The 23,515-nt window shown below is 66.8% G+C and carries 23 protein-coding genes; 10 read left to right on the top strand and 13 right to left on the bottom strand.

Annotated features, from left to right (window positions below; translation table 11 throughout):
- Positions 1-161: 161 nt before the first annotated feature.
- The 4 genes from AAHM44_RS21635 to AAHM44_RS21650 form a co-directional block, all read right to left on the bottom strand.
- On the bottom strand, positions 162-455 hold the full coding sequence (locus tag AAHM44_RS21635; protein WP_269572964.1) for a hypothetical protein: 294 nt from the start codon (positions 453-455) through the stop codon (positions 162-164).
- Positions 456-482: 27 nt separating this feature from the next.
- Complete coding sequence (locus AAHM44_RS21640; RefSeq protein ID WP_342251284.1) at positions 483-1,145, bottom strand: hypothetical protein; 663 nt, start codon at positions 1,143-1,145, stop codon at positions 483-485.
- Complete coding sequence (locus AAHM44_RS21645; RefSeq protein WP_269576513.1) at positions 1,142-1,705, bottom strand: sigma-70 family RNA polymerase sigma factor; 564 nt, start codon at positions 1,703-1,705, stop codon at positions 1,142-1,144. The genes AAHM44_RS21640 and AAHM44_RS21645 overlap by 4 nt, the downstream gene beginning before the upstream one ends.
- Positions 1,706-1,786: 81 nt before the next feature.
- Positions 1,787-2,188 (bottom strand): EVE domain-containing protein, encoded by a 402-nt coding sequence (locus AAHM44_RS21650; RefSeq protein WP_184164475.1) that lies wholly within the window; start codon positions 2,186-2,188, stop codon positions 1,787-1,789.
- A gap of 141 nt (positions 2,189-2,329) precedes the next feature.
- Here AAHM44_RS21650 and AAHM44_RS21655 point away from each other — a divergent pair, with 141 nt between their 5' ends.
- The 3 genes from AAHM44_RS21655 to AAHM44_RS21665 are packed head-to-tail and all read left to right on the top strand — an operon-like array spanning position 2,330 to position 4,701.
- On the top strand, positions 2,330-2,704 hold the full coding sequence (locus tag AAHM44_RS21655) for a hypothetical protein (RefSeq protein ID WP_184164478.1): 375 nt from the start codon (positions 2,330-2,332) through the stop codon (positions 2,702-2,704).
- A 48-nt stretch (positions 2,705-2,752) separates the two neighbouring features.
- Complete coding sequence (locus tag AAHM44_RS21660; RefSeq protein ID WP_342251285.1) at positions 2,753-4,411, top strand: FAD-dependent oxidoreductase; 1,659 nt, start codon at positions 2,753-2,755, stop codon at positions 4,409-4,411.
- Between the two features lie 17 nt (positions 4,412-4,428).
- A complete protein-coding gene (locus AAHM44_RS21665; protein WP_269572961.1) occupies positions 4,429-4,701 on the top strand; it encodes a DUF3297 family protein in 273 nt (90 codons plus the stop codon).
- A gap of 474 nt (positions 4,702-5,175) precedes the next feature.
- Here the strand turns inward: AAHM44_RS21665 and AAHM44_RS21670 are convergent, their stop codons facing one another.
- From AAHM44_RS21670 to ligA, 8 genes are all read right to left on the bottom strand, one after another.
- Complete coding sequence (locus AAHM44_RS21670; RefSeq protein WP_269572960.1) at positions 5,176-5,508, bottom strand: GIY-YIG nuclease family protein; 333 nt, start codon at positions 5,506-5,508, stop codon at positions 5,176-5,178.
- A 4-nt stretch (positions 5,509-5,512) separates the two neighbouring features.
- Positions 5,513-6,280: an isocitrate lyase/PEP mutase family protein gene (locus AAHM44_RS21675; protein ID WP_342251286.1), complete on the bottom strand. Its 768-nt coding sequence runs from the start codon at positions 6,278-6,280 to the stop codon at positions 5,513-5,515.
- A 181-nt stretch (positions 6,281-6,461) separates the two neighbouring features.
- A complete protein-coding gene (locus AAHM44_RS21680; RefSeq protein ID WP_269572958.1) occupies positions 6,462-8,018 on the bottom strand; it encodes a methyl-accepting chemotaxis protein in 1,557 nt (518 codons plus the stop codon).
- On the bottom strand, positions 8,015-8,362 hold the full coding sequence (locus tag AAHM44_RS21685) for a hypothetical protein (RefSeq protein WP_342251287.1): 348 nt from the start codon (positions 8,360-8,362) through the stop codon (positions 8,015-8,017). Before AAHM44_RS21685 ends, AAHM44_RS21680 begins: the two co-directional genes overlap by 4 nt.
- A gap of 76 nt (positions 8,363-8,438) precedes the next feature.
- The gene (locus AAHM44_RS21690) at positions 8,439-9,245 is read right to left on the bottom strand and encodes a LytR/AlgR family response regulator transcription factor (protein ID WP_269572956.1); all 807 of its coding nucleotides are present in this window, start codon (positions 9,243-9,245) and stop codon (positions 8,439-8,441) included.
- Positions 9,242-10,279 carry a sensor histidine kinase gene (locus AAHM44_RS21695; RefSeq protein WP_269576512.1) on the bottom strand — a complete coding sequence of 346 codons (1,038 nt, stop codon included), beginning with the start codon at positions 10,277-10,279 and terminating at the stop codon, positions 9,242-9,244. The genes AAHM44_RS21690 and AAHM44_RS21695 overlap by 4 nt, the downstream gene beginning before the upstream one ends.
- A 215-nt stretch (positions 10,280-10,494) precedes the next feature.
- Positions 10,495-13,311, bottom strand: a complete 2,817-nt coding sequence (locus tag AAHM44_RS21700; protein WP_342251288.1) for a TonB-dependent receptor — start codon at positions 13,309-13,311, stop codon at positions 10,495-10,497.
- A gap of 169 nt (positions 13,312-13,480) precedes the next feature.
- Positions 13,481-15,610 carry an NAD-dependent DNA ligase LigA gene (ligA, locus tag AAHM44_RS21705; RefSeq protein ID WP_342251289.1) on the bottom strand — a complete coding sequence of 710 codons (2,130 nt, stop codon included), beginning with the start codon at positions 15,608-15,610 and terminating at the stop codon, positions 13,481-13,483.
- Between the two features lie 74 nt (positions 15,611-15,684).
- Here ligA and AAHM44_RS21710 point away from each other — a divergent pair, with 74 nt between their 5' ends.
- The 3 genes from AAHM44_RS21710 to AAHM44_RS21720 all read left to right on the top strand — a co-directional run bounded on the left by AAHM44_RS21710 (position 15,685) and on the right by AAHM44_RS21720 (position 17,977).
- Entirely contained in the window at positions 15,685-16,923 is a 1,239-nt protein-coding gene (locus AAHM44_RS21710) for an MBL fold metallo-hydrolase (protein WP_269572953.1), read from the top strand.
- A 54-nt stretch (positions 16,924-16,977) separates the two neighbouring features.
- Entirely contained in the window at positions 16,978-17,409 is a 432-nt protein-coding gene (locus tag AAHM44_RS21715; RefSeq protein ID WP_342251290.1) for a hypothetical protein, read from the top strand.
- 106 nt (positions 17,410-17,515) lie between these two features.
- Positions 17,516-17,977, top strand: a complete 462-nt coding sequence (locus tag AAHM44_RS21720) for a hypothetical protein (protein WP_184164510.1) — start codon at positions 17,516-17,518, stop codon at positions 17,975-17,977.
- 42 nt (positions 17,978-18,019) lie between these two features.
- Here the strand turns inward: AAHM44_RS21720 and AAHM44_RS21725 are convergent, their stop codons facing one another.
- Entirely contained in the window at positions 18,020-18,592 is a 573-nt protein-coding gene (locus AAHM44_RS21725) for a DUF3617 domain-containing protein (RefSeq protein WP_269572951.1), read from the bottom strand.
- Positions 18,593-18,694: 102 nt separating this feature from the next.
- On the opposite strand from AAHM44_RS21725, the gene AAHM44_RS21730 reads away from it, so the two are divergent.
- The 4 genes from AAHM44_RS21730 (at position 18,695) to AAHM44_RS21745 (ending at position 23,048) form a co-directional block, all read left to right on the top strand.
- The gene (locus tag AAHM44_RS21730; protein ID WP_342251291.1) at positions 18,695-19,792 is read left to right on the top strand and encodes a LysM peptidoglycan-binding domain-containing protein; all 1,098 of its coding nucleotides are present in this window, start codon (positions 18,695-18,697) and stop codon (positions 19,790-19,792) included.
- Positions 19,789-20,193: a hypothetical protein gene (locus AAHM44_RS21735; RefSeq protein ID WP_342251292.1), complete on the top strand. Its 405-nt coding sequence runs from the start codon at positions 19,789-19,791 to the stop codon at positions 20,191-20,193. Before AAHM44_RS21730 ends, AAHM44_RS21735 begins: the two co-directional genes overlap by 4 nt.
- A 46-nt stretch (positions 20,194-20,239) precedes the next feature.
- Complete coding sequence (uvrB, locus tag AAHM44_RS21740; RefSeq protein WP_269572948.1) at positions 20,240-22,426, top strand: excinuclease ABC subunit UvrB; 2,187 nt, start codon at positions 20,240-20,242, stop codon at positions 22,424-22,426.
- A gap of 79 nt (positions 22,427-22,505) precedes the next feature.
- Positions 22,506-23,048: a hypothetical protein gene (locus AAHM44_RS21745; protein ID WP_342251293.1), complete on the top strand. Its 543-nt coding sequence runs from the start codon at positions 22,506-22,508 to the stop codon at positions 23,046-23,048.
- Positions 23,049-23,515 lie beyond the last annotated feature (467 nt).

Raw genomic sequence — 23,515 nt, forward strand, 5'->3', positions numbered from 1 at the left:
GCCACGCTGATGTGGCGCATCGCCTATCGTCGCGGATATTGACGCCGGCTGGGCCGCTGGCCGGGCGGGCAGGGCCGGGGGGGGGCGCGCCGCCGCCGCGGGTGGGGGGGGGGGGGGGGGGGGGGGGGGGGGGGGGGGGGGCCCCCCCCCCGGACGAGAGCTCAGTGGCGGCGGAAGCTTCGGCTGCGTGCAATCGAGCGGCCGCCGAATCCGGTCGAGGCCCGGCTGGCGCTCCAGCCGCCATCGCTGCGGACGCGGCTGTAGTTGTGCGAGGCGATAGCGCCGTCGGACTTGCGGACGACGCTGGTGCCGCGGCTGACATTGCCCTGGCCGTCTCGCGTGACGGTGCGCGAGCCTTGGTAATTGGGCCGGTCGACCGTGGTCGAGTGCGACGACTGGGCATGGGCGGGCAGGGCGATCAGGGCCAGGGGGGCGATAAACAACAGGCGCTTCATGGCTTTTCTCCGTGGGTTGCTGCTCCCCTAACGGTCGACCGGAAGATTCCCTTCGCGGTCCATTTCGATCCGACGTCGCTCCCGCCATGCGCGGCGGCGTTCGAAGCGCTCGCGGATCGCCTGGGCTTGCGGGCTCTCGGAAATGGCGCGAGCGATCGGATGCGGATCGCCTTCGTCGCGCAATTGCCGGGCACGAGCGGCGATCTCGGGATGCCGTTCGGCGACGCGGCGACGCAGCGCCTCGCGCCGCTCGGGCGGCATCGCCTGGATATGGGCGCGGATCGCCGCGCGCCGCTCCAGCCGGCGGATGAGGATGGGGTTGGTCTCCTCCGGAACAGCTGACGGAGTCGCCTGCGGCGCCGGTTTTGCCAACCTGGGTCGCGGGGGATGCACCACCGGCGCCGGCCTGGGGGCGGGCGAGAAGACAGCGGCGATGGCGGGGAGCGGGTCGGGCAGCTTGCCGAGTACACCCGAGGCTGCCGCCGCAGCGCTGGTGAGCAGCAGCACGCCCGCTCCGGTGAAGAGCGCACGGTGGCGGCGGATACTTCCCCGCAGCGTCCGTCGTGGCGGGGGCAGTTGGCCGGCCAGTGCCACCGCCGTCACGTCCCTGGCGAATCCGGCACGCAATGGCGGCGGGCTTGCCCGGTCGAGTGCGGCACGTTCGCCGGCGGTGAAGGGCTCGCCGCTCATGCCGCGTGCTCCAGCGATACCAGACCGCGTGCCGCCAGTGCTTCGCGCATGGCGGTACGGGCTCGAAGCAGGAGGGATTCGAAAGCCTTGAGGTTCATGTCCATCGCGGTGGCTGCGGCGTGGTTCGGCAGCTCCTCATAATAGGTCAGCACGATCGCCGCGCGGTGACGCTCGCGCAAAGCGCCGAGTGCCGCCACCGCCTGCGCCCGTAGCCGCTCGGCATCGAGCAGCGCGTCGGCGGCGGGGCTTTCGTCGGCGCGCTCGGGCACGGCTTCGTCGCTGGCGAAGCGTCGGCGGCGCAGTCGATCGAGGCACAGGTTCATCGCCACCCGCGTCAGCCAGGCCGCGATCCCCGAGCGGCCGGTCTTCCATCCGCCCGCCTGGCTCCACAGCCGCAACAATGCTTCCTGTGCCACGTCCTCGGCCTCCGCGGCATCGCCGATCATCCGCCACGCGATGCGATGCAGCCGCTCGGCATGCAGATCGACGAGATGCGAGAAGGCCACCGCATCGCGCCGTGCGATCCGGGCCATCATCGCGTCGTCATCGCCACTCTGCATCAACACCCGACCGGCATAGACTGTCCTGCACTGCAGGGCCTTAACGGCCGGCGGCGCAAAACCCTTCGCGGCTTTTTCGGGTCAGGCGTCGCCCAGTTCGAGGATCACCGCCCACTCGTCCTCGCGCACCGGCGTCACCGAGAGGCGGGACTGGCGCAGCACCTCCAGCTTCGCGAGCCGGGGCTCGGCCTTGAGCATCGCAAGGGTGACAGGCTTGGCTAGCTTGCGCACGGGCTTCACCGCCACGCTCGCCCATTTGCCGTCGTCGCCATCCGGCTGCCAGGCGCGGGTGATCTCCATGATACCGACCGCGGCCTTCTCCGTGTTCGAATGGTAGAACAGCGCCAGGTCGCCCGGCTCCATCTCCTTGAGGAAGTTGCGCGCGGTGTAGTTGCGCACGCCGTTCCACTCGGTGGCGCCCTCCTTGATCAGGTCATCCCAGCCATAGACATCGGGTTCGGAGCGCAGCAGCCAGTATCGCATGCCCGGGGCTTAGCCGCCTAAACCGCCGCTTAACAACCGATTCCGAACCAGTTCAGCCACCGGGCGTTATCTCCATAACCTCAGCGCCGCGACTCGTCCCTCCTCGGGCAGCCGGAGGCGCCATCAGTTGAGGAGGATATGATGTTCAAGTTCACGCAGAGGGTGGTGCTCGGCTTCGCCATGGGTGCCGCGGCACTCACCGCCTTCGCACCGTCGGCCGAGGCGCAGCGCTATCGCGGCGGCTATTATGGCGACCGCCACCATTATCGCGGCCATGACGATACCGGCACCGCGATCGTCGCGGGCATTGCCGGCCTGGCCATCGGCGCCGCGATCGCCAACAACAATGACCGCCGCTACGACTATGATCGCGGCTATTATCGCGATCACGGCTATTACCCGACCGACGGCTATTACTACCGCAACCACTACCGCTCGTATCGCGGCTGGTGCGAGACCCGCCGCGTCTGGGATCCGTATCTCGATCGCCCGGTCCGGGTGCGTTACTGCCGCTAACACTTTCAGGGGGGTGGTCACCGGCCACCCCCTTGTTACGCTGCGGCCATGGGCACCGATTCGCACCTGCAGCCGCAGCTCGCCGCCGATCCTTCCGATCCCTATCGGCGGGAGGCCCAGACCTTTCCGGAACTCAATGACGACATGGCCGGGCGCGTCGCCGCGTTCGGCAGCGTCGAGGACTGGCCGGATGGCGGCATGCTGTTCGAGCGGGGCGAGCGCAGCGTCGACTTCTTCCTGGTCCTCGAAGGCGCGGTCGAAGTGCTCGATGCGAATGCCAAGGGCTGCGAGCATGTCGTCCATGTCCATGGGCCGCGCCAGTTCACCGGCGAGCTCGACCTGTTCAACGACCGCAAGATCCTCGTCTCCGCCCGGGCACGACCGGGCACCAGGGTCGCCCGGGTCGAGCGGCTGGACTTTCGCCGGCTGATCGCATCCGAGCCGGACATCGGCGAAGTGGTGATGCGCGCCTTCATCCTGCGCCGGGTGGGGATGATGCTCCATGGCGAGGCGGGCATCGCGCTGATCGGGCCCGCGCACGGCGCCGCCACCTCGCGGATCGAGAGCTTCCTGCGCCGCAACGGCCTGCCGCATCGCCAGATCGACACCGAGACCGATGCCGATGCCGGCGGCTTCCTCGAATGTTTCCAGCTCAGCCCCGAGGATCTGCCGGTGGTGGTGGTCCGCGGCCAGACGCTGCGCCGGCCGAGCAACGGCCAGGTCGCCGATGCGCTGGGCCTCACCGTCGAGCTCGACCCGAGACATGTCCACGACGTTGCCGTGGTCGGCGGCGGACCGGCAGGGCTCGCCTCGGCGGTCTATGCCGCCTCGGAAGGGCTCGACACCATCGTCATCGAGTCGATCGCGCCGGGCGGACAGGCGGGGACCAGCTCCAAGATCGAGAATTACCTGGGCTTCCCGACCGGCATCTCGGGCCAGGCGCTGGCGGGGCGGGCGCAGGTGCAGGCGCAGAAATTCGGGGCGCGGCTGCTGATCTCGCGCGGCGCGGTGGGGCTCGACTGCTCGCAGACCCCGTTCACCGTGCGCCTCGACGACGATACCGAGATCAAGGCCCGCGCCGTGGTCGTCGCCACCGGCGCCCGCTACCGCAAGCTCGACCTGCCCAATTATGCCGCGCTGGAAGGCAATGGCATCTATTACGCCGCGACCAACATGGAGGCCGGGCTGTGCGCCGGACAGGAAGTGGTGGTCGTCGGCGGCGGCAATTCGGCGGGGCAGGCGGCGATCTACCTCGCGCGCAGCGCCGGGCACGTCCATATCCTGGTCCGCGGCAAGGGCCTGGCCGAGACCATGTCGCGCTATCTGATCGACCGGATCGAGGCATCGGACCGGATCACGCTCCACCCCTTTACCGAAGTGACCGAGCTGGAGGGCGAGCGGCACCTGGAGGGGCTGCGCTGGACCGACCGCAAGACCGGCGAGACCAGCCGTCGCCGGGTGGGCGCGCTGTTCGTCATGATCGGCGCGGTGCCCTCGACCGACTGGCTGGAGGACTGCCTGGCGCTCGATCCCGCCGGCTTTGTGCGGACGGGCAGCGGCGAGACCTTCTTCTGCTCGTCCAAGCCCGGCATCTTCGCGGTCGGCGATGTCCGCTCGGGATCGGTGAAGCGGGTCGCGTCCGGGGTGGGCGAGGGATCGGTGGTGGTCTCGTCGATCCACCGTTATCTTGAAAGCCTGCGCCAATAGCGGCAAAGGGCTCGGCCATGAGTGATACGCCTCCGGACCGCCTGTCGGTCAACCAGAACAGCCCCTTTTTCCAGCGCGAACTGCTGGAGCGCGGCATCGGCATCCGCTTCAAGGGCGTCGAGCGCCGCGACGTCGAGGAATATTGCATTTCCGAAGGCTGGATCCGCGCCGCGCTGGGCAACAAGGTCGACCGCAAGGGCAACCCGTTGACCATCAAGCTGAACGGCCCGGTGGAAGCCTGGTTCGAGCGCCCGGCCGCCGGCGAAGCGGAAGAGACGGCCGAGGGCTGATCTTCGGCCGGTTGGCTGCGCGATTCATTGAATCTCTTGATACCCCCACGCATGCGCGCGGGAGCACGGTTTCGTGCGCCTCGGGGGGGTGTTCGACGATGAGAAAGAGCCTGTCGGGGGTGGCAGGCGGAATCCTACATTCCTAGCCCCTCCGCGCAGGAAAGACGGAGCATCAGAATTCCTCGTCACCCTGAACTTGTTTCAGGGTCCAAGGTCGGGCTTGGCCATGGCCTGGCGGATCAGGCGGTATCGCCTGCCGCGCGTTGGATGCTGAAACAAGTTCAGCATGACGGTGAGTTTGGGGCGGCGGTTCGGCAGTTCGTGGGCCGGCGCAGGTTCAGTCCGGACTTTCGAAGCTTGGCTGCCTCACCGGCGTCGCCACCCCGAACATGTTTCAGGGTCCAAGGCTGGGCCGGGCCGTAGCCTGGCGGATCAGGCGGCGTCGCCCGCCGCGCGTTGGATGCTGAAACGAGTTCAGCATGACGGTGGGGGTTGGGGCAGCGGCTCGGCAATTCCCAGACGCGGTGCCAGGTCGTTCCATTCGGGGTTCTGGCGTTCGATCAGGTTGAGCTTCCAGTCGCGGTGCCAGCGTTTGAGCTGCTTCTCGCGGGCGATGGCCGATTCCATGCATTCGGCGACTTCGTACCAGACCAGCCGGTAGACCCGGTGCTCGTGCACGAAGCCACCCGTGATGCCATTACGATGCTGGAAGAGCCGGCCGGGCAGGTCCGAGGTTACGCCGATATAGATCGTGCCTCTCGGACCGCTGGCGAGGATATAGACGCAGGGTGTTCGTTCCCGCGTCATCGGTTCATCCCCCGAACACCGCCCGTGCCGCGTCCTCGAAGGCCTTGAGCGCGGCCATGTGGGGGAAGGGGCCGTGGCTGATGCGGGCCACGCCGGTTTCCGCCACGGCCTTCGCCTCGGGCGCGCCGGGGAAGGCCATGAAGTTGACCGGGAGCGGCACGGCCTTGGCCACGCGCTCGAGCAGCGCCAGGTCGGCCAGGCCGGGGACGAAGAAGCCGCTGGCGCCGGCATCGGCATAGGCCTTGCCCCGCTCGATCGCCGCATCGGCCATCGCCGCGTCATGCGTGTCGCCCGGCGCGATAAGGAAGATGTCGGTGCGGGCGTTGAGGAAGAAATTCGGGCCCACCGTCCAGCGGATCGCGGCGATGCGGGCGGATTGCTCCGCGACGCCGTGCATCACCCGCGCCGCGGTGCCGTTGCTGGCGACGACCTGGTCTTCGAAATTGCAGCCGATCGCGCCGGTGGCGGCAAGCTTCTCGACATTGGCGGCGACCGCATCGGGATCGACGGCATAGCCGCCCTCGAAATCGACGCTGACCGGCAGCGCCACCGCGGCGACGGTGCGCCGGGCATTGGCGAGCGCGAGTTCGAGCGGAAGCGCCTCGGCATCGTCAAAGCCATGCGCGGTCGAGACCGAGGCGCTGCCGGTGGCGATCGCCTTCGCCCCCGCGCGCTCGGCGACGCGGGCGCTGCCCGCGTCCCACACGTTGAACAGGATCACCGGATCGCCGGGCACGTGCAGCGCGGCGAAGCTCTGGAACTTTGCGGACATTTGGGAACCCCTCTTGTTCTCTTATTGTTCTAGATCGGCATCAGAACAACCGCAAGAGTCCGTAGCGTCCTTTTGTGTTGGGTGGCGTTAGCTGGTGCGGGTTTCGCGACAGGTGCCGCGTGTTTGCGCTACCACCCCGGCGCGTGCCGGGGCGGTGGTGCAAGATGGAAGCGCAGTCGGCTCAATGCAGGCGGGTGCTCGCCGGGGCGTTGCGGCGAATCGGGTTCGCCGGGGCGTCCGCCACCTGGAACTGCGCGGCACTGTCGGCCAGTACCTCGACTTCGTCGCTGAGCTTGCGCGCGGTGGCGGAGGTTTCCTCGACCATTGCGGCGTTCTGGCGGGTGGTGGCGTCCATCGTGCCGATCGCGCTGCTGATCCGGCCGATCGCGGCGGCCTGGGTCTGGTTGTCCTCGGCCATGGCGCCGAGCAGCTGGTGGACCTGGGCGACATGCTCCGAGATGCTGCCGAGCGCGCCATCGACCTTGCCGACCGCGCCGACGGCGTTCTGGATGTCTTCCTGGGTGACGGTCAGCTGCTCGCGGGCGCGCTTGGCTTCCTCTTCCGCGCGCATCGCCAGCGCGGAGACGAGATCGGCGACCACGGCGAAACCGCGGCCCGCCTCGCCGGCACGGCCGGCTTCCACAGCGGCGTTCATCGCGAGCACGCGGGTCTGGAAGGCGATCTTGTCGAGGCCCTCGATCACATCGTCGATGCCCTTGGCGCTGTCCGACACGCGTCCCATCGCGCCGACGACTTCATCGGCCACGGTGCGGCTCTCGCGCACGGTGAGGATCGCTTCGTCGGCACGGGCGACGACGCCGTCGGCGCTGATCGCGATCGCCTTGAGCCGGTGGTCCATCTGGCCGATCGCCTCGCTGGTTTGCTCGAGGCTGGCGGCGGTGCTCTCGGTGCGGCGGGCAAGGTCTTCCGACGCGGCGGCGATCTCGCTCGAGGCGAGGCGGATCGCCTCGGTGCCCATGCCGACCGAGCCGATCAGCTTGCTCAGGCTTTCCACCGCCTGGGTGAAGTCGGCCTCGAGCGCGGCATAGGCGGCGGGCAGGTGCCCGGCGATGCCGCTGCGCAGATCGCCCCTGGCGAGCGCGGAGAGGCTGGCGCTGACCGTCTCGATGACGGTGGTGAGCTCGGCCTCGTGGCGCGCGCGCTCGGCGGCGGTGCGCGCTTCGATCTCGGCGCGCTGGCGGGTCTCGGTGTTGAGCGCGTCGATCAGCCCGGCGAGCTGGGCCGAGAGGAAGACGAGCGCACCGGTCTCGGCGATCAGGATCACCGCGTGGAGCAGGATGCGGCCGAGGCCGCCGCCGTTCAGGAACACCCAGTCGGGCACCAGCATGCCGAGCCCGAGATGGTGGAGCGCGACGACGGCGGCGCCGGCGACGATCGCGCGCCAGTCGACCAGCATCGCCGTGGTGGCGAGCGAGGCGAAGAACAGCATGTGCAGGTCGACCTGCCAGGGCTGGCCCTGGAAGACGAACAGCATCACCGCGGGCTGGGCGACCATCGTCATGGTGACCACCATGCGGGCCTGCGCATCGGTGCGGCCGCCCAGCGCCAGCCAGATCGGCCAGGCGGGCAGCGCCAGCGCGAGGAACAGGGCGATGCCCTCATTGCCCACGCTGGTGAAGAAGGTGCCGACGACGGTGGCAAGCGCCATCACGCCCATCAGGGCGGCGAGCAGCTTCATGCCCATGCGGCGCATCGCGTCGAGGGAGAGTTCGGTCATTGCTGGGTTTCCATCTGGAATTCGCCGCAGATGCGCGGCGATACGCTGACGAGAATCATGCCGCGGCGGAGCGCGGCGGGGAGCAGGCGGGCACGATCGCCCTCGACGAAGCGCGAGCGCGGCAGCGGGCCCACGGCGCCCGGGGTCCCGCCAGCTGCCAGGGCGGCATCCTCCACCGTGGCGGCGCTGGCCGGATAGAGCGGCACGAGCAGCATCGTGCCGTTCACGGGCGGCGCGAAGATCAGCAGGCCGGGGGCGAGCAGCAGCAGCGCCTGCCACGCGAGTGCGAGGGGCAGGCGGCCACGCGGCTTGGCGGTCGCCGGAGAGGCTGGGTGCTGGTGCACCCTCCATTATAGAAAAATCGCGGGCGCGCCGGTCCGGTCACGCCCGCGACTGCGGATTTTTCCTGAGGTGCGGCGCCTAGTGGACGAAGCGCGCGACGACGTCGCGGTAGCTGCGGCTCACCTTCACCTGCGCGCCCGAATCGAGCACCAGGAAACACTCGCCATTGGTGTGCGGCTTGACCTGGCGGACCAGGTCGAGGTTCACGATGGTCGAGCGGTGGACGCGCTGGAAGCGGCGCGGATCGAGCCGCTTCTCCAGGTCCTTCATCGTCTCGCGCAGGATCAGCGTGTTGTCGCCGGTATAGATGCACATGTAATCGCCGGCCGCGTCGATCCGCTCGATCGTGTCGACGTCGACGCGGAAGATCTGGCCGCGATCCTTGATGTTGATGAGCTTCTCGAAGCGGCTCGACGCCATCTCGCCATCGACGGCGGAGGCGGCGATCTCGTCGGCCGCGTCGGGTGCGACTTCGGCGAGCACTTCCTTGAGCTTCTCGATCTCCTCGACGCCGCGCTTCTCGCTCAGGCGCTGGCGCACCCGCTCGATCGTATCGGCGAGCCGGGCGGGTTCGACCGGCTTCATGAGGTAGTCCATCGCCTGCGCCTCGAAGGCGCGGATGGCATGATCGCTATAGGCGGTCACGAACACGAACAGCGGCGGTTCGACTTCCATCAGGCCCTGGACGACGGAGAACCCGTCGAAGCCGGGCATCTGGATGTCGAGGAAGACAAGGTCTGGCTTGTGCGTCTTGATCGAACGGATCGCTTCGCGCCCGTTCGAGCATTTGTCGATGATCTCGACATCTTCATGTTCCTGGAGCCGGAGCTCGAGCCCCTGAATTGCCAGGGATTCGTCGTCTACCAGGATGGTCCGAATGGTCATGCGGCCTCTCGATTAGGTTCCTCGATCTGGAACGGTATCTCGATCTCAACGCTGAACCCCTTCCCTGGGTCCGAACGCGCTTCAAATCGATGGTCAGGCCCGAAAGCCTGGGCCAACCGCTCCTTGATATTGGCGAGCCCCACGCCGGTTGAAAGAGTCGGCCGCTGCTTGGCTTCGATCAATCCCGGACCCGTGTCGGATACGGTGATCTGCACCCGTTCTCCGGCGAGCCGAGCGGAGACGGTGATTTCGGCGCCCTCTTCCTGCGGGGTCACCGCATATTTGATCGCGTTCTCGACCAAGGGCTGGAGCAGCAGCGACGGCAGCCGCGCCTTGGCGACGCGCTCGTCGATCTCGAACACCGGGCGCAGGCGATCGTCGAAGCGCATCTTCTCGATCTCGAGATAGAGCTTCAGCGTCTCGGCCTCCTGCTGGAGCGTGACATGCGCGGTCGGTTCGTTGGCGAGCGTGTAGCGCAGGAAGGAGGAGAGGCGGCTGAGCATGATGTTCGCCCGCTCGGTCTGCTTGAGCAGCACCAGCGTCGAGATCGAGTTCAGCGTGTTGAACAGGAAATGCGGGTTGAGCTGGTAGCGCAGCATCGCGAGCTGGGCCTGGCTGGCCTGCATCTCCAGCGCCTGCATCTGGTCGATCTGGCGCTCGACCACCAGGTAGAAGTTCACCGCGAAATAGAGCGCCGACCAGCCGGCCAGCACGGTGAAGTTGATGAACACCGTGCCGACGACGAGATTGATCGAGATGCTCGGCTCCGGCATCTTGATGAAGGAATAGATGAAGGCATCGAGCACCGCGTAGATCACGGTGGCGGTGCCGAGCGTCGCCAATGTCAGCAGGATCGCGGGGATGCGCGGCAGCCGGCGGTACGTGCCGTACAGCGTCGAGAGCAGCAGCGTGAGGCAATAGCCGATGATCGCCTCGATGATCACCGCGATCACGCCTTCGACGCTAAAGCCGTTGGACAGCGACACCACGGTGCGCAGCAGCAGATAGCCGGTCCAGCCGCCCGCCTGGAGCATCCAGAAGGCGCGGTTCTTGTCCTCGAAGAACGGACGCGACAGCGCGACCGGAGGCTTTACCGGCTGCGCGAAGAACGGAGAGCTTGGGTCGAGGGTCGCCACGAACCCGCCTCTACCATCGGCGCGGCGCGAGGGCAAAACCGTGAGTGCCCGAAACGAAAACCGCCGCCCCGGTTGCCCGGAGCGGCGGAATTCGTTGCCGTCAGGCGGGTCGCTTAGAAAGCGACGACCAGCGAGCCGGTGATCGAGCGCGGCGTGCCGATGATGGCGTTGCCGACCGAGTAGCGGTTCGGCAGGCCGACGAAGCCCGACGAGCCCGACAGACCGCCAACGTAGAACCGGTCGAACAGGTTGCTGACGTTGAGCTGGAAGTAGGTCTTCTGGTTGTCGAGCAGCTTGCCCAGGTTGAAGCGGACGTCGAGGTCGACAACCGCATAGGCCGGGATCTTCGCATAGTAGATCACGTACTGCTGCGCGCTCGGGCAGAGACCGCCGCTGATGGTGCCAGCGCAACCATAGACCGGCAGGTTCTCGTCGTTGACGAAGCGCGGGCCGGTGTACTTCGACTGCACGCCGATGTCGAACAGGCCGATGGTGCCCTGGACGCGGCCACCGACGGTCCAGTCGGGCGAGCCGCCTTCACGCTTGCCGGCCGTCTGGAAGTAGTTGACGGTGCCGGTCGAGGTCACGCCGGCCTCGATGTTGTCCTTGATCTTCGAGTGCAGGTACGAAGTGAAGGCATAGACCGTCAGGTCGCGGACCGGACGATAGGCGATCGACGCTTCGAAGCCATACTTATCGACGGCGCCGAGGTTGCGATACACGCTGGTGTCGCTCTCGATGTCGTAGACCGAGACGGTGCGGTTCTGGAACTTGGTGTACCAGCCCGACAGCTGCGCCTGGATGCTGCCGGTGTTGTAGCGGAAGCCACCTTCGAAGCTGTCCGTGGTTTCCGGCACCGGCTTCGCCTGGGGCGAACCGGCCGCATAGTAGAACGAGTTGTACAGGTTGTCGGTGCCCGGGACCGAGAGGCCCTTCGCATAGCTGGCATAGACGCTGTAGCCGTCACCGAACTTGTAGGTGACGCCGACGTTCGGAAGCGCGCGGTTGTAGTTGAAGGTGCGCTTCTGCGGCGGGGCGAAGCCGACGACGCAGGCGCGGGTGGTGATGGCGCACGAACCGGTGGTCGGACGAACGACCGTGCCGACCGTGGTCACGCCCGGCGCGAAGTAGGTGTAGGGGTTGGCGGCCGCATAGGCGGCAACCTGGCTCGGCGAGATGCACGAGACGTTGCCGTTGCCCTGCACGGTGAAGCAGCGCTGGTCGAGACGACGCTCGAAGAACGGTGCACGGACGCCGACCTTGACGATCAGCTTCTCGTCCATGAACTGGCCGCGATATTCGCCCGACACCTGGTTGAGCATCGCGATCGACTTGCGGTCACGCTTCTCGATCAGGGCGCCCTTCGAGTCCAGGATCCCGTTGTTGACCGGGAACACGTCGAACGGCTCGCCGTCGGTGCCGACCAGGCCGGCTTCGCCGGTCTGACGGTGACGACCATAGTCGAAGGTGTAGGTCAGGCGAACGCGGTTGTTGTCGTTCAGGTCGTAGATCAGGTTGGCGACCGCGCCGAAGCGGCGGGTCTGGGTCTGGCTCGGCGCGATCGCGAGGATCGTGTCGAGGGTGTCGCCGTCACCGTTCAGGTCGCGGCCGACATAATAGCCGAAGCCACCCGGCGAACCGTTGCCGGTGTTGCCGGTGGTGTTGATCACGCCGGTGTAGGTGCCCGCGCCGCAGGTGCGCAGCGTGGTGCTGCCCTGGGTGCCGCAGCCCTCGAGCAGGCTGACCGTGCCGCCGCCATTGGCCTTGGTGTACTGGTAGCTGGCGTCGAGCGTGAAGACGAGGCTGTCGGTCAGCGAGAAGCGCGAACCGAAGCGCAGGCTGCCCGTGTTCGACGGGTTGTAGCGACGATCGAATTCCTGGCCGCAGCTGGCGCCGGCGGTCGGAGCAGCCGGAGCGGCCGACGGCGTGTCGGCGAGACCCGGACGTGCCGCGGTGTTGATCGTGCACGGATAGTTGATGTTGTAGTAGCGCTCGTCGCGGTTCCACGGGAAGCGGTTGGCGCTGTTCGGACCGGTGATGCGGGTGCCCAGGCCCTGGATGAAGGCCGGGGTGGTCGGGGTCGCCGGAACGAGGGTGTAGCTCGCATAGCGATCGGTGCGCAGCGGAACCGAACCGAAGAAGTTGTTGCGGTTCTCGTTGTACTGGCCGGCGAGCGAGACGAAGTCGCCATTGTCGCCCAGGCTCTTGTAGATGCGGCCGTTATACTGCTGCTTCTTCAGGCGGCCATAGTTGTTGAACGGCTGGCGGGCTTCGAGGTTCGAAGCCGAGAAGAAGGCGCGGACGCCGGTGTGGGCGATGTCGCCGGTGTCGACCATGCCGAACATGCGGAACATCGGGCGGCTCATGTTGTTGCCGATGCCGATATAGTCACCATAGGTGCCCGACAGCATCGCGCCGAACTGCTCCGAGGGAACGCGGGTGCGGATGTTGACGGTGCCGCCGACGGCCGATGCCGTGGGGCTGTCCACGTCGGTGGTGCCCAGGTTCACGCTCACCGATTCGAGCGTTTCCGGATCCTGCTGCTGGTTGGTGTAGATCGCATAGTTGCCGGTGTCGTTCAGCGGAATGCCGTCCAGCGTCTGCGAGATGCGCGAGCTGTCGAAGCCGCGGATCGTGAAGGTGCCGCCCGCGGCGCCCGTCGCGTCGTTGTTCTGGAAGCTGACGCCCGGAACCAGGTTGATGATTTCGTTGACCGTCTGGCCGGGGCGCTGGCGCGAGATCGTCTCGGCGCCCACCGTGACGCGCGTCTTCGGCTCATCGGGGATGGTGATCTGACCCGTGTTCACACGCGAACCGGTGACGACGATTTCCTCGCCCTCGAAGTCCGCGGAACCGGTCGACTGCGCGAAGGCGGCCCCCGGGATCAGCAGCGCGGCAAAAGCCACGCCCGCAAAAAGCTTGGTGCGCATTAGAGGTGTTTCCCTTTCGGTGTGTGCTTATCGTGTGCACTGAACGCGGTGCGGTTCACCGTCGTCGCCGCCCATGCTATTGTTTTATGTCGGTCCTGTGACAGTCAATCCGAGTCATGCTGGGGCGGGCTGTTAATCTGTAATTCAGGATTGTTGCGTTGCAAAAAAGTCACGCCACCGTGGCGACGATTTGCAGCCATTCGCTCTCGGAAATGACGCGAATCCCGAGGTCCGCGGCCTTTTTCAGCTTCGATCCGGCGCCGGGCCCGGCAATCACCAGATCGGTCTTCGCGGACACCGATCCGGCGACTCGCGCGCCCAGCGATTCGGCCTGGGCCTTGGCTTCGTCGCGACTCAGCGCCTCCAGCGTGCCGGTGAAAACCAGCGTTTTTCCCGAGACTTCCGATTCGCGGGTTTCGACGATGTAGGGCGGCGGCGCCACCTCGCGCAGCAGGTCGTCCCACACCGCGCGATTGTGCGGCTCGTGGAAGAAGTCCGCCAGCGCCTGGCCGACCGCACCGCCGACATTCTCGACGCCGATATGCTCGGCGATGGCCTTGTCGAGCCGGGCGCGATGCTTGGCCTCGGTCTCGCCGATCTGGGGCGGGGTGGCATCGCGCAGCGCGATCACCTCGTCGGCCAGCGCCTGCAGCGCGGGCAGGGTGGTGTAGCGCTTGAGCAGGTCGCGTGCCGTGATCGCGCCGATATGGCGGATGCCCAGACCGAACAGCAGTCGCGCCGCGTCGGGGGCGCGCTTGGCTTCGATCGCGGCGATCAGCGCATCGACCGACTTCTCCTGCCAGCCTTCGCGCCCGAGCAGCTCCTCGCGGTGCGCGGCAAGGCGGAAGATGTCCACCGGCTCGGCGATCCAGCCGAGATCGAGGAACTCGACCAGCGTCTTCTCGCCCAGCCCCTCGATGTCGAGCGCGCCGCGGCTGACGAAATGCTTGAGCCGCTCGAGCCGCTGGGCCGGGCAGATCAGCCCGCCGGTGCAGCGGATATCGACTTCGCCTTCCTCCGCCACCGCTTCGGAATTGCAGATCGGGCAATGGGTCGGGAAGGCCCAGGGCTCGCGTGCCTCGTCGCGGGTCAGGTTCTCGACGATCTGCGGGATCACGTCGCCTGCGCGCTGGAGGACGACGCGGTCGCCGGGGCGCACGCCGAGCCGCGCGATCTCGTCGGCATTGTGCAGCGTGGCGTTGGTGACGACGACGCCGCCGACAGTGACCGGCTCGAGCCGCGCCACGGGCGTGAGCTTGCCGGTGCGGCCGACCTGGATGTCGATCGCGCGCAGGATCGTCTGGGCGCGCTCGGCGGGGAATTTGTGTGCCAGGCCCCAGCGCGGGAAGCGGCCGACGAAACCGAGTCGCGTCTGCCAGTCGAGCCGATCGACCTTGTAGACCACGCCGTCGATGTCGAAGGGCAGGTCGGCGCGCACCGCTTCGATCTTCCGGTACTGCGCCAGCGCGGCGTCGAGATCGACGGGGCCGACGAACAGGTCCGAGACCGGGAAGCCCATCGCCTCGATCGCGCGGATCACCGCGACCTGGGTTTCGCCCGGCAGCGCCGTGACTTCGCCCCAGCCCCAGGCCCAGAAGCGCAGGGGGCGCGAGGCGGTGACGGTCGCGTCCTTCTGGCGCAGCGAGCCGGCGGCGGCGTTGCGCGGATTGGCGAACTGGCGGGCTTCCTTGCCGCTTGCCTCGGCCTCGGCGAGCAGCCGGGCATTCAGGGCGGCGAAATCCTCCTTGGCCATATAGACTTCGCCGCGCACCTCGAAGATTTCGGGCGCACCGCTGATCTCATGCGGGATGTCCCGGATCGTGCGCGCATTGGCGGTCACGTCCTCGCCGATCTGGCCATCGCCGCGGGTCAGAGCCTGGACCAGCTTGCCGTTCACATAGCGCAGCGAGCAGGAGAGTCCGTCGATCTTGGGCTCGGCGGTGAGCGCGACCGGCTCTGCCTCGCCCAGGTTGAGGAAGCGGCGGACCCGGCCGAGGAAATCGGCGACCTCCTCGTCGTTGAAGCCATTGTCGAGGCTGAACATCGGTCGGGCATGGGCGATCTTGGACAAGGCGCCCGACGGGGCCGCGCCGACCAGCTTCGACGGCGAATCGGCGCGGACCAGATCGGGGAAGGCCGCCTCGATCGCGGTGTTGCGCCGCATCAGCGCGTCATAGTCCGCGTCGCTGATCTCGGGCGCATCCTCGGCGTGGTAGAGCCGGTTGTGGTGCGCGATTTCGGCGGCGAGCTTCTCGAGCTCTGCTGCTGCCTGTTCCGGAGTCTGGGGAAGCGGATTCATGGCGCGGGGTTAGGCTGGCGGGCCTGCCACGATCAAGCTTGAAGACGTGCGAAGGCGTAACGATAAAGTGGGCAATGCGCCTGATCCGGATTGCCCTCGCTTCGCTGCTCTGGATCGTGGTGGCGTTCTGCCTCGTCGCCACGGCCGCGCCCTTCTTCCTCGATCGCATCTACTATACCGGGCCGGTCAGCGGCCATTTCGACGGCAAGCGCTTCTTCAACCCGGACGGCGGCGATGCGCTCGATATTTCCGCCACGCGCCGCAACAAATTGCTCTGGCAGCAGATATTCGGCGATCCGACGCGACCGGCCTGGCCCGACAAGGTTGCGGTGACGCCCTCCAAGCCGCCGGCCAGCGTGGAGGGTGAACGGATGCGCGTGACCTGGATCGGCCATGCCAGCGTGCTGGTGCAGGCGAGCGGGCTCAACATCCTCACCGACCCGGTGTGGAGCGAGACGGTCGGCCCCTATGGCTTCGGCCCGAAGCGGGTGGCCGAGCCCGGCGTGCGCTTCGAGGATCTGCCGAAGATCGATATCGTCCTCGTCAGCCACAATCACTACGACCATATGGACCTGGCGACGCTCAAGCGGCTCTGGGACCGCGACCATCCGATCATCGTCACCAGCCTGGGCAACGACACGCTGCTGCATCAGGCGGGGATTCCGTCGCCGCCGATGTTTGATTGCGGCGATTGCCCGGGTGTCGTCGCGCGCGACTGGGGCGAGGAAGCGATCGCGATCCGTTCCGAGGAGCCCGAGAAGGGCAAGCCGTATCGGGCGCCGCGGCCGGCGGTCGTCCATGTGACGCGCAGCCACCATTGGGACAGCCGCTGGTTCGCCGATCGCAATCGTGCGCTCTGGTCGAGCTTCTTGGTGCGGCTGCCGTACGGCAATTTCTTCTTCGCCGGCGATACCGGCCTCGGCGACGGCAAATGGCCAGCCGAGGCAGCGGCGCTGGGTCCGATCCGCTTCGCTGCGATCCCGATCGGTGCCTTCCGCTTCGATGAAGGGCAGATGGAGAGCGGCAGCCATATCGGGCCGAAGGACGCGATCCGGGTATGGGACGGGCTGGGCCGCCCGCCTTCGCTGGCGGTGCATTGGGGCACCTTCCGCCTGTCGCGCGAAGGCTATGCGACCCCGCCGAAAATGCTGCGCGGCATGATGCAATGCGCGGGCGAGGATCCGGCCAGCTTTGCCGCGCATCCGATCGGGCAGGGCTTCGAGGTGCCGCCGATGGGTGCTGCGCCGCGCGCGCCCGATTATGCCGGGCTCGATCGCTGCATCCGAAACGGGAATTTCGACGCGCTGCGCTGACTTCCGCTTTGGCGCGGATGCGCTAGGCTGCGGCCTCTCGAAGGGGAGAGACAGATGCGCAAGTTCATTGCCCTGGCCGTGATCGCGGCAATGGGGATCGCCGCCGCGCCGATCCAGGAGAAGCCGGAAGGCAAGCTACCCAACAAGGGCCGCGACATGATGCTGTCGATGGGCGCGGGAATGAAGGGCAATAAGCTCGAAAAGACGATCGCCAAGGCCGCGGAATCGCCGCTCGGCAGCAAGGCGAATCCGGTGCGCGAGAACATGCCCGAGGGGGAAGTCGCCTATCTGCGCAAGCTGCGCTGCGAGGATGGCACCGCGCCGAAATTCGATCGCGCCGGCAATGTCGGTGAAGGGCCCTATGGCTTCATCGTCGATCTCTACAAAGTGACCTGCCCCGGCAAGGACGCGGTCGATGTCCATATCGACATGTATCATGACGGCGGCGAGACGCGGCCGGTGCCCGGCTTCACCATCGTCAACTGAGCGCCGCGGGGGCCATTCCGTTTCGGGCGGCCTCCGTATCTTTCAGGTGCTTGAAGGGACTCGGCGCCCGGGTTTATCCTCCCGCGAATCCGGGAGGGGGTCCCAAGTGAACGACCGCGCCGCCAGCGCCGTGCGAAGCTATGACACGACCATCGACCGCGCCGGCCTGGCGCTGGGCGTGGGCAGTATGTTTGCCGGGCTGATCGTGCTCGGGCTGCTGCTGCTCGGCGGCAAGCGCGACCCGCTCAGCCTGGTCGGCGGCTGGATGATCGGCAGCCTGATCGCCGGCATCGCGATCACCGCGGTGGGCGGGCCGGTCTGGGTGGCAATGCATGTCGCCGGGCTGCGCCGCGCGCGCCATGCCGCGCTGGTCGGCGCGCTGACCGCGCTCGCCATCTTCATCGGCGCGCAGACCTATGGCTTCGGGCTGTTCGAGATGCCGCCGATGGACAATCGCGCGCTCGTGCTACGCTGGCTCAGCGCGCTGGCGACCAGCGGTATCCTGGCCCTGTTCGCTGCCGCTACTGCCACGCTGATGTGGCGCATCGCCTATCGTCGCGAATATTGACGCCGGCTGGGCGCATGCCCGTGCGGCATGCGCCGTGGCGGGTCACGCCTTGCACGCGCCCAGGCGCTTGCCGGTCAGGCGGATCGTCATCGACGATTCCTTGGTCTGGCCGGGCATGGTCATGCTGCGCTTCATCGTCAGGTCATAGGCGTTGGGACCCTGGGTGCCGCTGATCGACACGCGCGAAGGGCCCGCCGGCGTGGTGCATTCCATCACCGCATCGACCTTGCCCGCCTTCGAAGCGAATTTGGGGAAGCGGCAGATGCTCTGCATCGCCGGGAATTGCGTGACGTCGAACGGCTTGACGTCCTGCGCGGTGCGGCAGCCGCTGCGCATCCGCGGCGGCTTGCCGATCTCGGCCTTGAGCGGGGCGACCTTCTCCTCGGGTGCGCCGCCGGCCTCGAGCGCGACCAGCTGCTCGCCTTCCTCCCACTGGCCTGCCGACTGGCCGGGCGCCTTGGTCTCGGCCGCCGCGCTCTGCTTGGCGACCTCTTCCATGCTGGCATTCTCCAGCTGGATCACCCCGGTCTGACGCGCGCTCTCCTCGGTCGAGGGCCCCTGGTTGCAGGCGGCGAGCGGGAGCAGCGCTCCGGCAGCGAGAATCGTCAGACGCATGATGTTCCCCTGGGGTTGGCGTGCGGGGCAGCCAGAACGGAACTTGCGGGGGATTACAAGGGGCGATTGGCGCCGCGGTCGGCGGGATACCCGGGACCCGCAGTGAATTTGAACCAAATAGGTTCAGTTGTTCTTGATATGTTCCATGGGGTCCCCACGTTGCTGCCCGGGGAGAGGTGGCACAAGAAATTGAAGCGATCGAATTCCCGAAGGGCTGAGAGCGCCTTCGCGATCTATCTGCGGACGGGGTATCGTGCGGCGCCGGGCGTCGAGTTCAAGTTCAACCCCTGGCACGATACCGGGAACGGCCGTTTCACCTTTGTCGGACAGGGGCGGTTCTATCCGAATGGCTATGCGCCGCAGGATCACACGCAGCGCGACCGCGAGGCCGGGGCCAAGCTGATACGCGAAGATTATGGAGGGCGGCGGCGTCCGTCGGAGCGCGATCCCTATGTTCCGGATCGCAGCGATCTGAGCCCCTGGCATCCGGCGAACTGGAAGGTCTACGTCGTTCGGCGGGGCGATAGCCTGACCAGCATTGCACGCATGCGGAAGGGGCTGACCGTTGAAGATCTCGCAGGGCTGAACCGCATTCCCGTGGGCAAGTTGCGCATTGGGCAAATGCTTATGTTGCCAACACAGCGCTCGTTGGATGAGGGGCGGGATGCTCGCAGCAAGTTCATGGCCCTGGCACTGTATATGGGAACCCATGATGGGCGGATGCCGCCCAACCCCGCGAAGCCGCCGTCCGTGGCGGAGCAGATCAGCGCTACGTATCAACGGATTTCAAGAAATGGCTATCTGTATGAGTTGGATTTGGCCAACCGGTTCAAGCGGGTGACTGGTATTCTCACCCGCAATCCAGCGCAGGGTCGTTCGCGGAAAGCGCAAGAGATGGCGGGCGGTCCCGATCGCTTGCCCAAGGATCACGGCGGTCATGTCATTGCGCGCGTGTTCAATGGCCCCAAAGACTGGTTCAACCACTTCGCCCAGGACGGTTCCTTCAATGTGACTGCATATGCGGGGCTTGAGCGAAGTTGGAACAACGCCTTGAAGGCCGGTCAAAAGGTGAGAGTCGATATTCGGGCCAGCTATGAAGGCCTGTCTAGGCGGCCTAATTTGATAGTGGCGTATTATTGGATCGATGGCGAACCCCATATTCGCCGTTTCAAGAACACGTCCGGAGGGGGAGGACAATGACCGAAAAATCCATGGATGAATGCCTCAATGCGATCGGCCAGGCGATAGCCGACGAGATCGATGGCGACCCAGATGGTGCATTTTTGTATGCGGAGGCGGAGCCTGGCGCGATCTACGAGGCGTTGTTTCTGGATAGGGGAAACAGTGTCGAATATATCGAAGCCAGCGCTGCGCTTTCTACGGCGCTTTTCGAAGCGTGGGACGCGTCCGAGCCTGGAAAATCCTGGGCCACACTATCCTATGCCATCGTCGGAAAAGCATTCGACGCCAGTTTCCAATACCCTAATGAGATTTCCAATGACGAAGGGCCAGAGGAGCGCCGCCGCCGGATCTTGAAGGAGAGATACGGCGACAAGCCAATCAAATATCCCACGCCGCCATCGGATATCATCGAACTCTAACCTGCCATGATTGCCTGAGCCTCCCCCGCTTCCCATATTCCCCGCGATGGCAATCCAGATTCGCACCAGCCTGGCCGAGCCCGAGACCGGGCAGAGCTTTGTCCCCCACCGCCCGCAGCGCCCCGACAAGCTCGAGGGCGGGCGGCCGTTCAAGCTCGTCAGCGAATATGAGCCCTCGGGCGACCAGCGCTTCGCGATCCCCGAGCTGGTCGAGCAGGCACGGGCCGGCGAGCGGGATCAGGTGCTGCTGGGCGTCACCGGCTCGGGCAAGACCTATACCATGGCCAAGGTGATCGAGACGCTGCAGCGCCCGGCGCTGGTGCTGGCGCCGAACAAGATCCTGGCCGCGCAGCTCTATGGCGAGATGAAGTCGTTCTTCCCGGAGAACGCGGTCGAGTATTTCGTCAGCTATTACGACTACTACCAGCCCGAAGCGTACGTTCCCAGATCGGACACCTATATCGAGAAGGAAAGCTCGGTGAACGAGGCGATCGACCGGATGCGCCACTCGGCGACGCGTTCGCTGCTCGAGCGCGACGACGTCATCATCGTCGCCTCGGTGTCGTGCCTCTACGGTATCGGCTCGGTCGAGACCTATTCGGCGATGATCTTCGATCTGAAGAAGGGCCAGTCGGTCGACCAGCGCGAGGTGATCCGCAAGCTGGTCGCGCTCCAGTACAAGCGCAACGACGCCGCCTTCGGGCGCGGCGCCTTCCGGGTGCGCGGCGACAGCCTGGAGATCTTCCCCTCGCACTATGAGGACAGCGCCTGGCGCATCTCCTTCTTCGGCGACGATATCGAGGAGATCACCGAGTTCGACCCGCTGACCGGCGCGAAGGTGGCGAGCCTCGACTATGTCCGCGTCTTCGCCAACTCGCACTATGTGACGCCCGGGCCGACGATGAAGCAGGCGATGGAGGGCATCCGCCACGAGCTGAGCGAGCGGCTCAAGGAGCTGGAGGCGGAGGGCAAGCTGCTCGAGCACCAGCGGCTGGAGCAGCGCACGAATTTCGACCTCGAGATGATCGCCGCGACGGGCAGTTGCGCGGGCATCGAGAACTACTCGCGTTTCCTCACCGGACGCCTGCCCGGCGAGCCGCCGCCCACGCTGTTCGAGTATCTGCCGGAGAACGCGCTGCTGTTCGTCGACGAGAGCCACCAGACGATCGGCCAGATCAACGGCATGTCGCGCGGCGACCATCGCCGCAAGGTGACGCTGGCCGAGTATGGCTTCCGCCTGCCGAGCGCGATCGACAACCGGCCGCTGCGCTTCAACGAATGGGAGGCGATGCGTCCGCAGACCGTCTATGTCTCGGCGACGCCGGGCGGCTGGGAGATGGAGCAGACCGGCGGCGTGTTCGTCGAGCAGGTGATCCGCCCGACCGGGCTCATCGATCCGCCGGTCGAGATCAAGCCGGTCGAGGAGCAGGTCCAGGACCTGATCCAGGAGTGCAAGGCGACCACGGCCAAGGGTTATCGCACGCTGGTGACGACGCTCACCAAGCGCATGGCCGAGGATTTGACCGAATATATGCACGAGGCGGGCGTGAAGGTCCGCTACATGCACTCGGACACCGAGACGCTGGAGCGCATCGAGCTGATCCGCGACCTGCGCATGGGCGTGTACGACGTGCTCGTCGGCATCAACCTGCTGCGCGAGGGCCTCGATATTCCCGAATGCGGCTTGGTCGCGATCCTCGATGCCGACAAGGAAGGCTTCCTGCGCAGCGAGACCTCGCTGATCCAGACGATCGGTCGCGCGGCGCGCAACGTCGAGGGGCGGGTGATCCTCTATGCCGATCGCATGACCGGCAGCATGGAGCGCGCGCTTGCCGAGACCGGCCGCCGCCGCGAGAAGCAGGAGGAATATAACCGCGAGCACGGCATCACGCCGGCGACGATCAAGCGCAATATCGGCGACATCATCGCGCACGTCGCCTCGAAGGACCAGGTGACGGTCGAGATCGACGCCGACCGTCCGCACATGGTCGGCCACAACCTCCGCGCGTATATCGAGGAACTCGAGAAGAAGATGCGCGACGCGGCGGCGAACCTCGAGTTCGAGGAAGCCGGGCGCCTGCGCGACGAGATCCGTGCGCTCGAAGCCGAGGAGCTCGGCCTGCCCGAGGACCAGCGCAAGGCGCCGGTCATGGGGCGGTCGAACGAAGGCAAGCCGGGCACGCGCAAGACGCGCTACGGCAAGGTGCAGAAGAAATGGGGCGGGAAGCGCTAGGCACGTCGCCACGCGCCGGCGGGCCGTTTCGTCGCCGCGGCGGTTGAGCCCTTCCGGTACTTCCCCCATAAGGCCGGGCATGCGCCGCCAATTGCTCGTCTTCGCTTCCGCGCTTGCCATTGCGGGCTGTTCGGAAACCCCGCCCATCGTGCCGCCGCCGGCACCCCGGCCGGTTCCCGTGCCGATGCCCGCTCCGGCACCCGCGCCCGCGCCGACCCCCACGCTGGGTGCCGACTGGCGCGATTGGCCGCTGACGCCCGGGACCTGGGCCTACAAGCAGGACGGGCGCGGCTCGGTCGCGCTCTATGGCGTGGCCGGGGCGGAAGCGGAGCTGATCCTGCGCTGCGACAATGCGCGCGGCCGGGTGGTGCTGTCGCGCCGCGGTGACGGTGCGGCGAACCTGACGGTGCGCACCACCAGCACGCTGCGCCAGCTTCCCGTCCAGCCGCTGCCTGCCGGCGCCACGCCCTGGCTGGCCGCCGATCTGGGGCCGCGCGATTCCGTCCTCGACGCCATGGGCTATAGCCGCGGGCGCTTCCTGGTGGAGGGCAGCGGGCTGCCGACCCTGGTGGTGCCGGCCTATGCCGAGATCCTGCGCGTCGCCGAGGATTGCCGCAGCTAGGCTGCGGGTCGCGGCGGCGGGCCTTTGGTAGCGATGCCGGGGGTGCCCGGGCCGGCTTCCGGCCCAGAATTCCAGAATCGCTCAGAAAAAGATTTTATACAAGACTTGTTCTGCGACTCGCGGTGATTCAAATAGTTGGCGTGCCCTTCGAGTGCACAGGCTTCTTCAACTAGCGAAAGGAGGTGATCCGATGTCTCATGGTTCAGCAATGGGGTCGGTTCAGTTCGTTCGGGAGACGCACCGCTAAGCTTCAGGCGCGATCGGAAGCCCTCCGATCGTACGGCGCCGGGAGGTATTCTCCTCCAATCAACGGCATCAGTCCGAAGCAAAGCGGTCCGCATGGTCTCCCGGGCTGGAGCTTCCGGCCGCTGACCATGTCGGGGGGGGGGGGGGGGGGGGGGGGGGGGGGGGGGGGGGGCGGCGGCGGGGGGGGGGGGGGGGGGGGGGGGGGGGGGGGGGGGGGGGGG

The sequence above is a fragment of the Sphingomonas sp. OTU376 genome (assembly GCF_038440415.1).
Lineage (GTDB): Bacteria > Pseudomonadota > Alphaproteobacteria > Sphingomonadales > Sphingomonadaceae > Sphingomonas > Sphingomonas kyeonggiensis_A.

Coding starts and splice junctions, on each gene's coding strand:
- ligA (WP_342251289.1), bottom strand. CDS start 15,610: ATGAATCCGCTTCCCCAGACTCCGGAACAGGCAGCAGCAGAGCTCGAG.
- AAHM44_RS21665 (WP_269572961.1), top strand. CDS start 4,429: ATGAGTGATACGCCTCCGGACCGCCTGTCGGTCAACCAGAACAGCCCC.
- AAHM44_RS21715 (WP_342251290.1), top strand. CDS start 16,978: ATGCGCAAGTTCATTGCCCTGGCCGTGATCGCGGCAATGGGGATCGCC.
- AAHM44_RS21675 (WP_342251286.1), bottom strand. CDS start 6,280: ATGTCCGCAAAGTTCCAGAGCTTCGCCGCGCTGCACGTGCCCGGCGAT.
- AAHM44_RS21690 (WP_269572956.1), bottom strand. CDS start 9,245: ATGACCATTCGGACCATCCTGGTAGACGACGAATCCCTGGCAATTCAG.
- AAHM44_RS21645 (WP_269576513.1), bottom strand. CDS start 1,705: ATGCAGAGTGGCGATGACGACGCGATGATGGCCCGGATCGCACGGCGC.
- AAHM44_RS21700 (WP_342251288.1), bottom strand. CDS start 13,311: ATGCGCACCAAGCTTTTTGCGGGCGTGGCTTTTGCCGCGCTGCTGATC.
- AAHM44_RS21670 (WP_269572960.1), bottom strand. CDS start 5,508: ATGACGCGGGAACGAACACCCTGCGTCTATATCCTCGCCAGCGGTCCG.
- AAHM44_RS21695 (WP_269576512.1), bottom strand. CDS start 10,279: ATGCTCCAGGCGGGCGGCTGGACCGGCTATCTGCTGCTGCGCACCGTG.
- uvrB (WP_269572948.1), top strand. CDS start 20,240: ATGGCAATCCAGATTCGCACCAGCCTGGCCGAGCCCGAGACCGGGCAG.
- AAHM44_RS21745 (WP_342251293.1), top strand. CDS start 22,506: ATGCGCCGCCAATTGCTCGTCTTCGCTTCCGCGCTTGCCATTGCGGGC.
- AAHM44_RS21680 (WP_269572958.1), bottom strand. CDS start 8,018: ATGACCGAACTCTCCCTCGACGCGATGCGCCGCATGGGCATGAAGCTG.
- AAHM44_RS21735 (WP_342251292.1), top strand. CDS start 19,789: ATGACCGAAAAATCCATGGATGAATGCCTCAATGCGATCGGCCAGGCG.
- AAHM44_RS21655 (WP_184164478.1), top strand. CDS start 2,330: ATGTTCAAGTTCACGCAGAGGGTGGTGCTCGGCTTCGCCATGGGTGCC.
- AAHM44_RS21635 (WP_269572964.1), bottom strand. CDS start 455: ATGAAGCGCCTGTTGTTTATCGCCCCCCTGGCCCTGATCGCCCTGCCC.
- AAHM44_RS21710 (WP_269572953.1), top strand. CDS start 15,685: ATGCGCCTGATCCGGATTGCCCTCGCTTCGCTGCTCTGGATCGTGGTG.
- AAHM44_RS21650 (WP_184164475.1), bottom strand. CDS start 2,188: ATGCGATACTGGCTGCTGCGCTCCGAACCCGATGTCTATGGCTGGGAT.
- AAHM44_RS21640 (WP_342251284.1), bottom strand. CDS start 1,145: ATGAGCGGCGAGCCCTTCACCGCCGGCGAACGTGCCGCACTCGACCGG.
- AAHM44_RS21660 (WP_342251285.1), top strand. CDS start 2,753: ATGGGCACCGATTCGCACCTGCAGCCGCAGCTCGCCGCCGATCCTTCC.
- AAHM44_RS21725 (WP_269572951.1), bottom strand. CDS start 18,592: ATGCGTCTGACGATTCTCGCTGCCGGAGCGCTGCTCCCGCTCGCCGCC.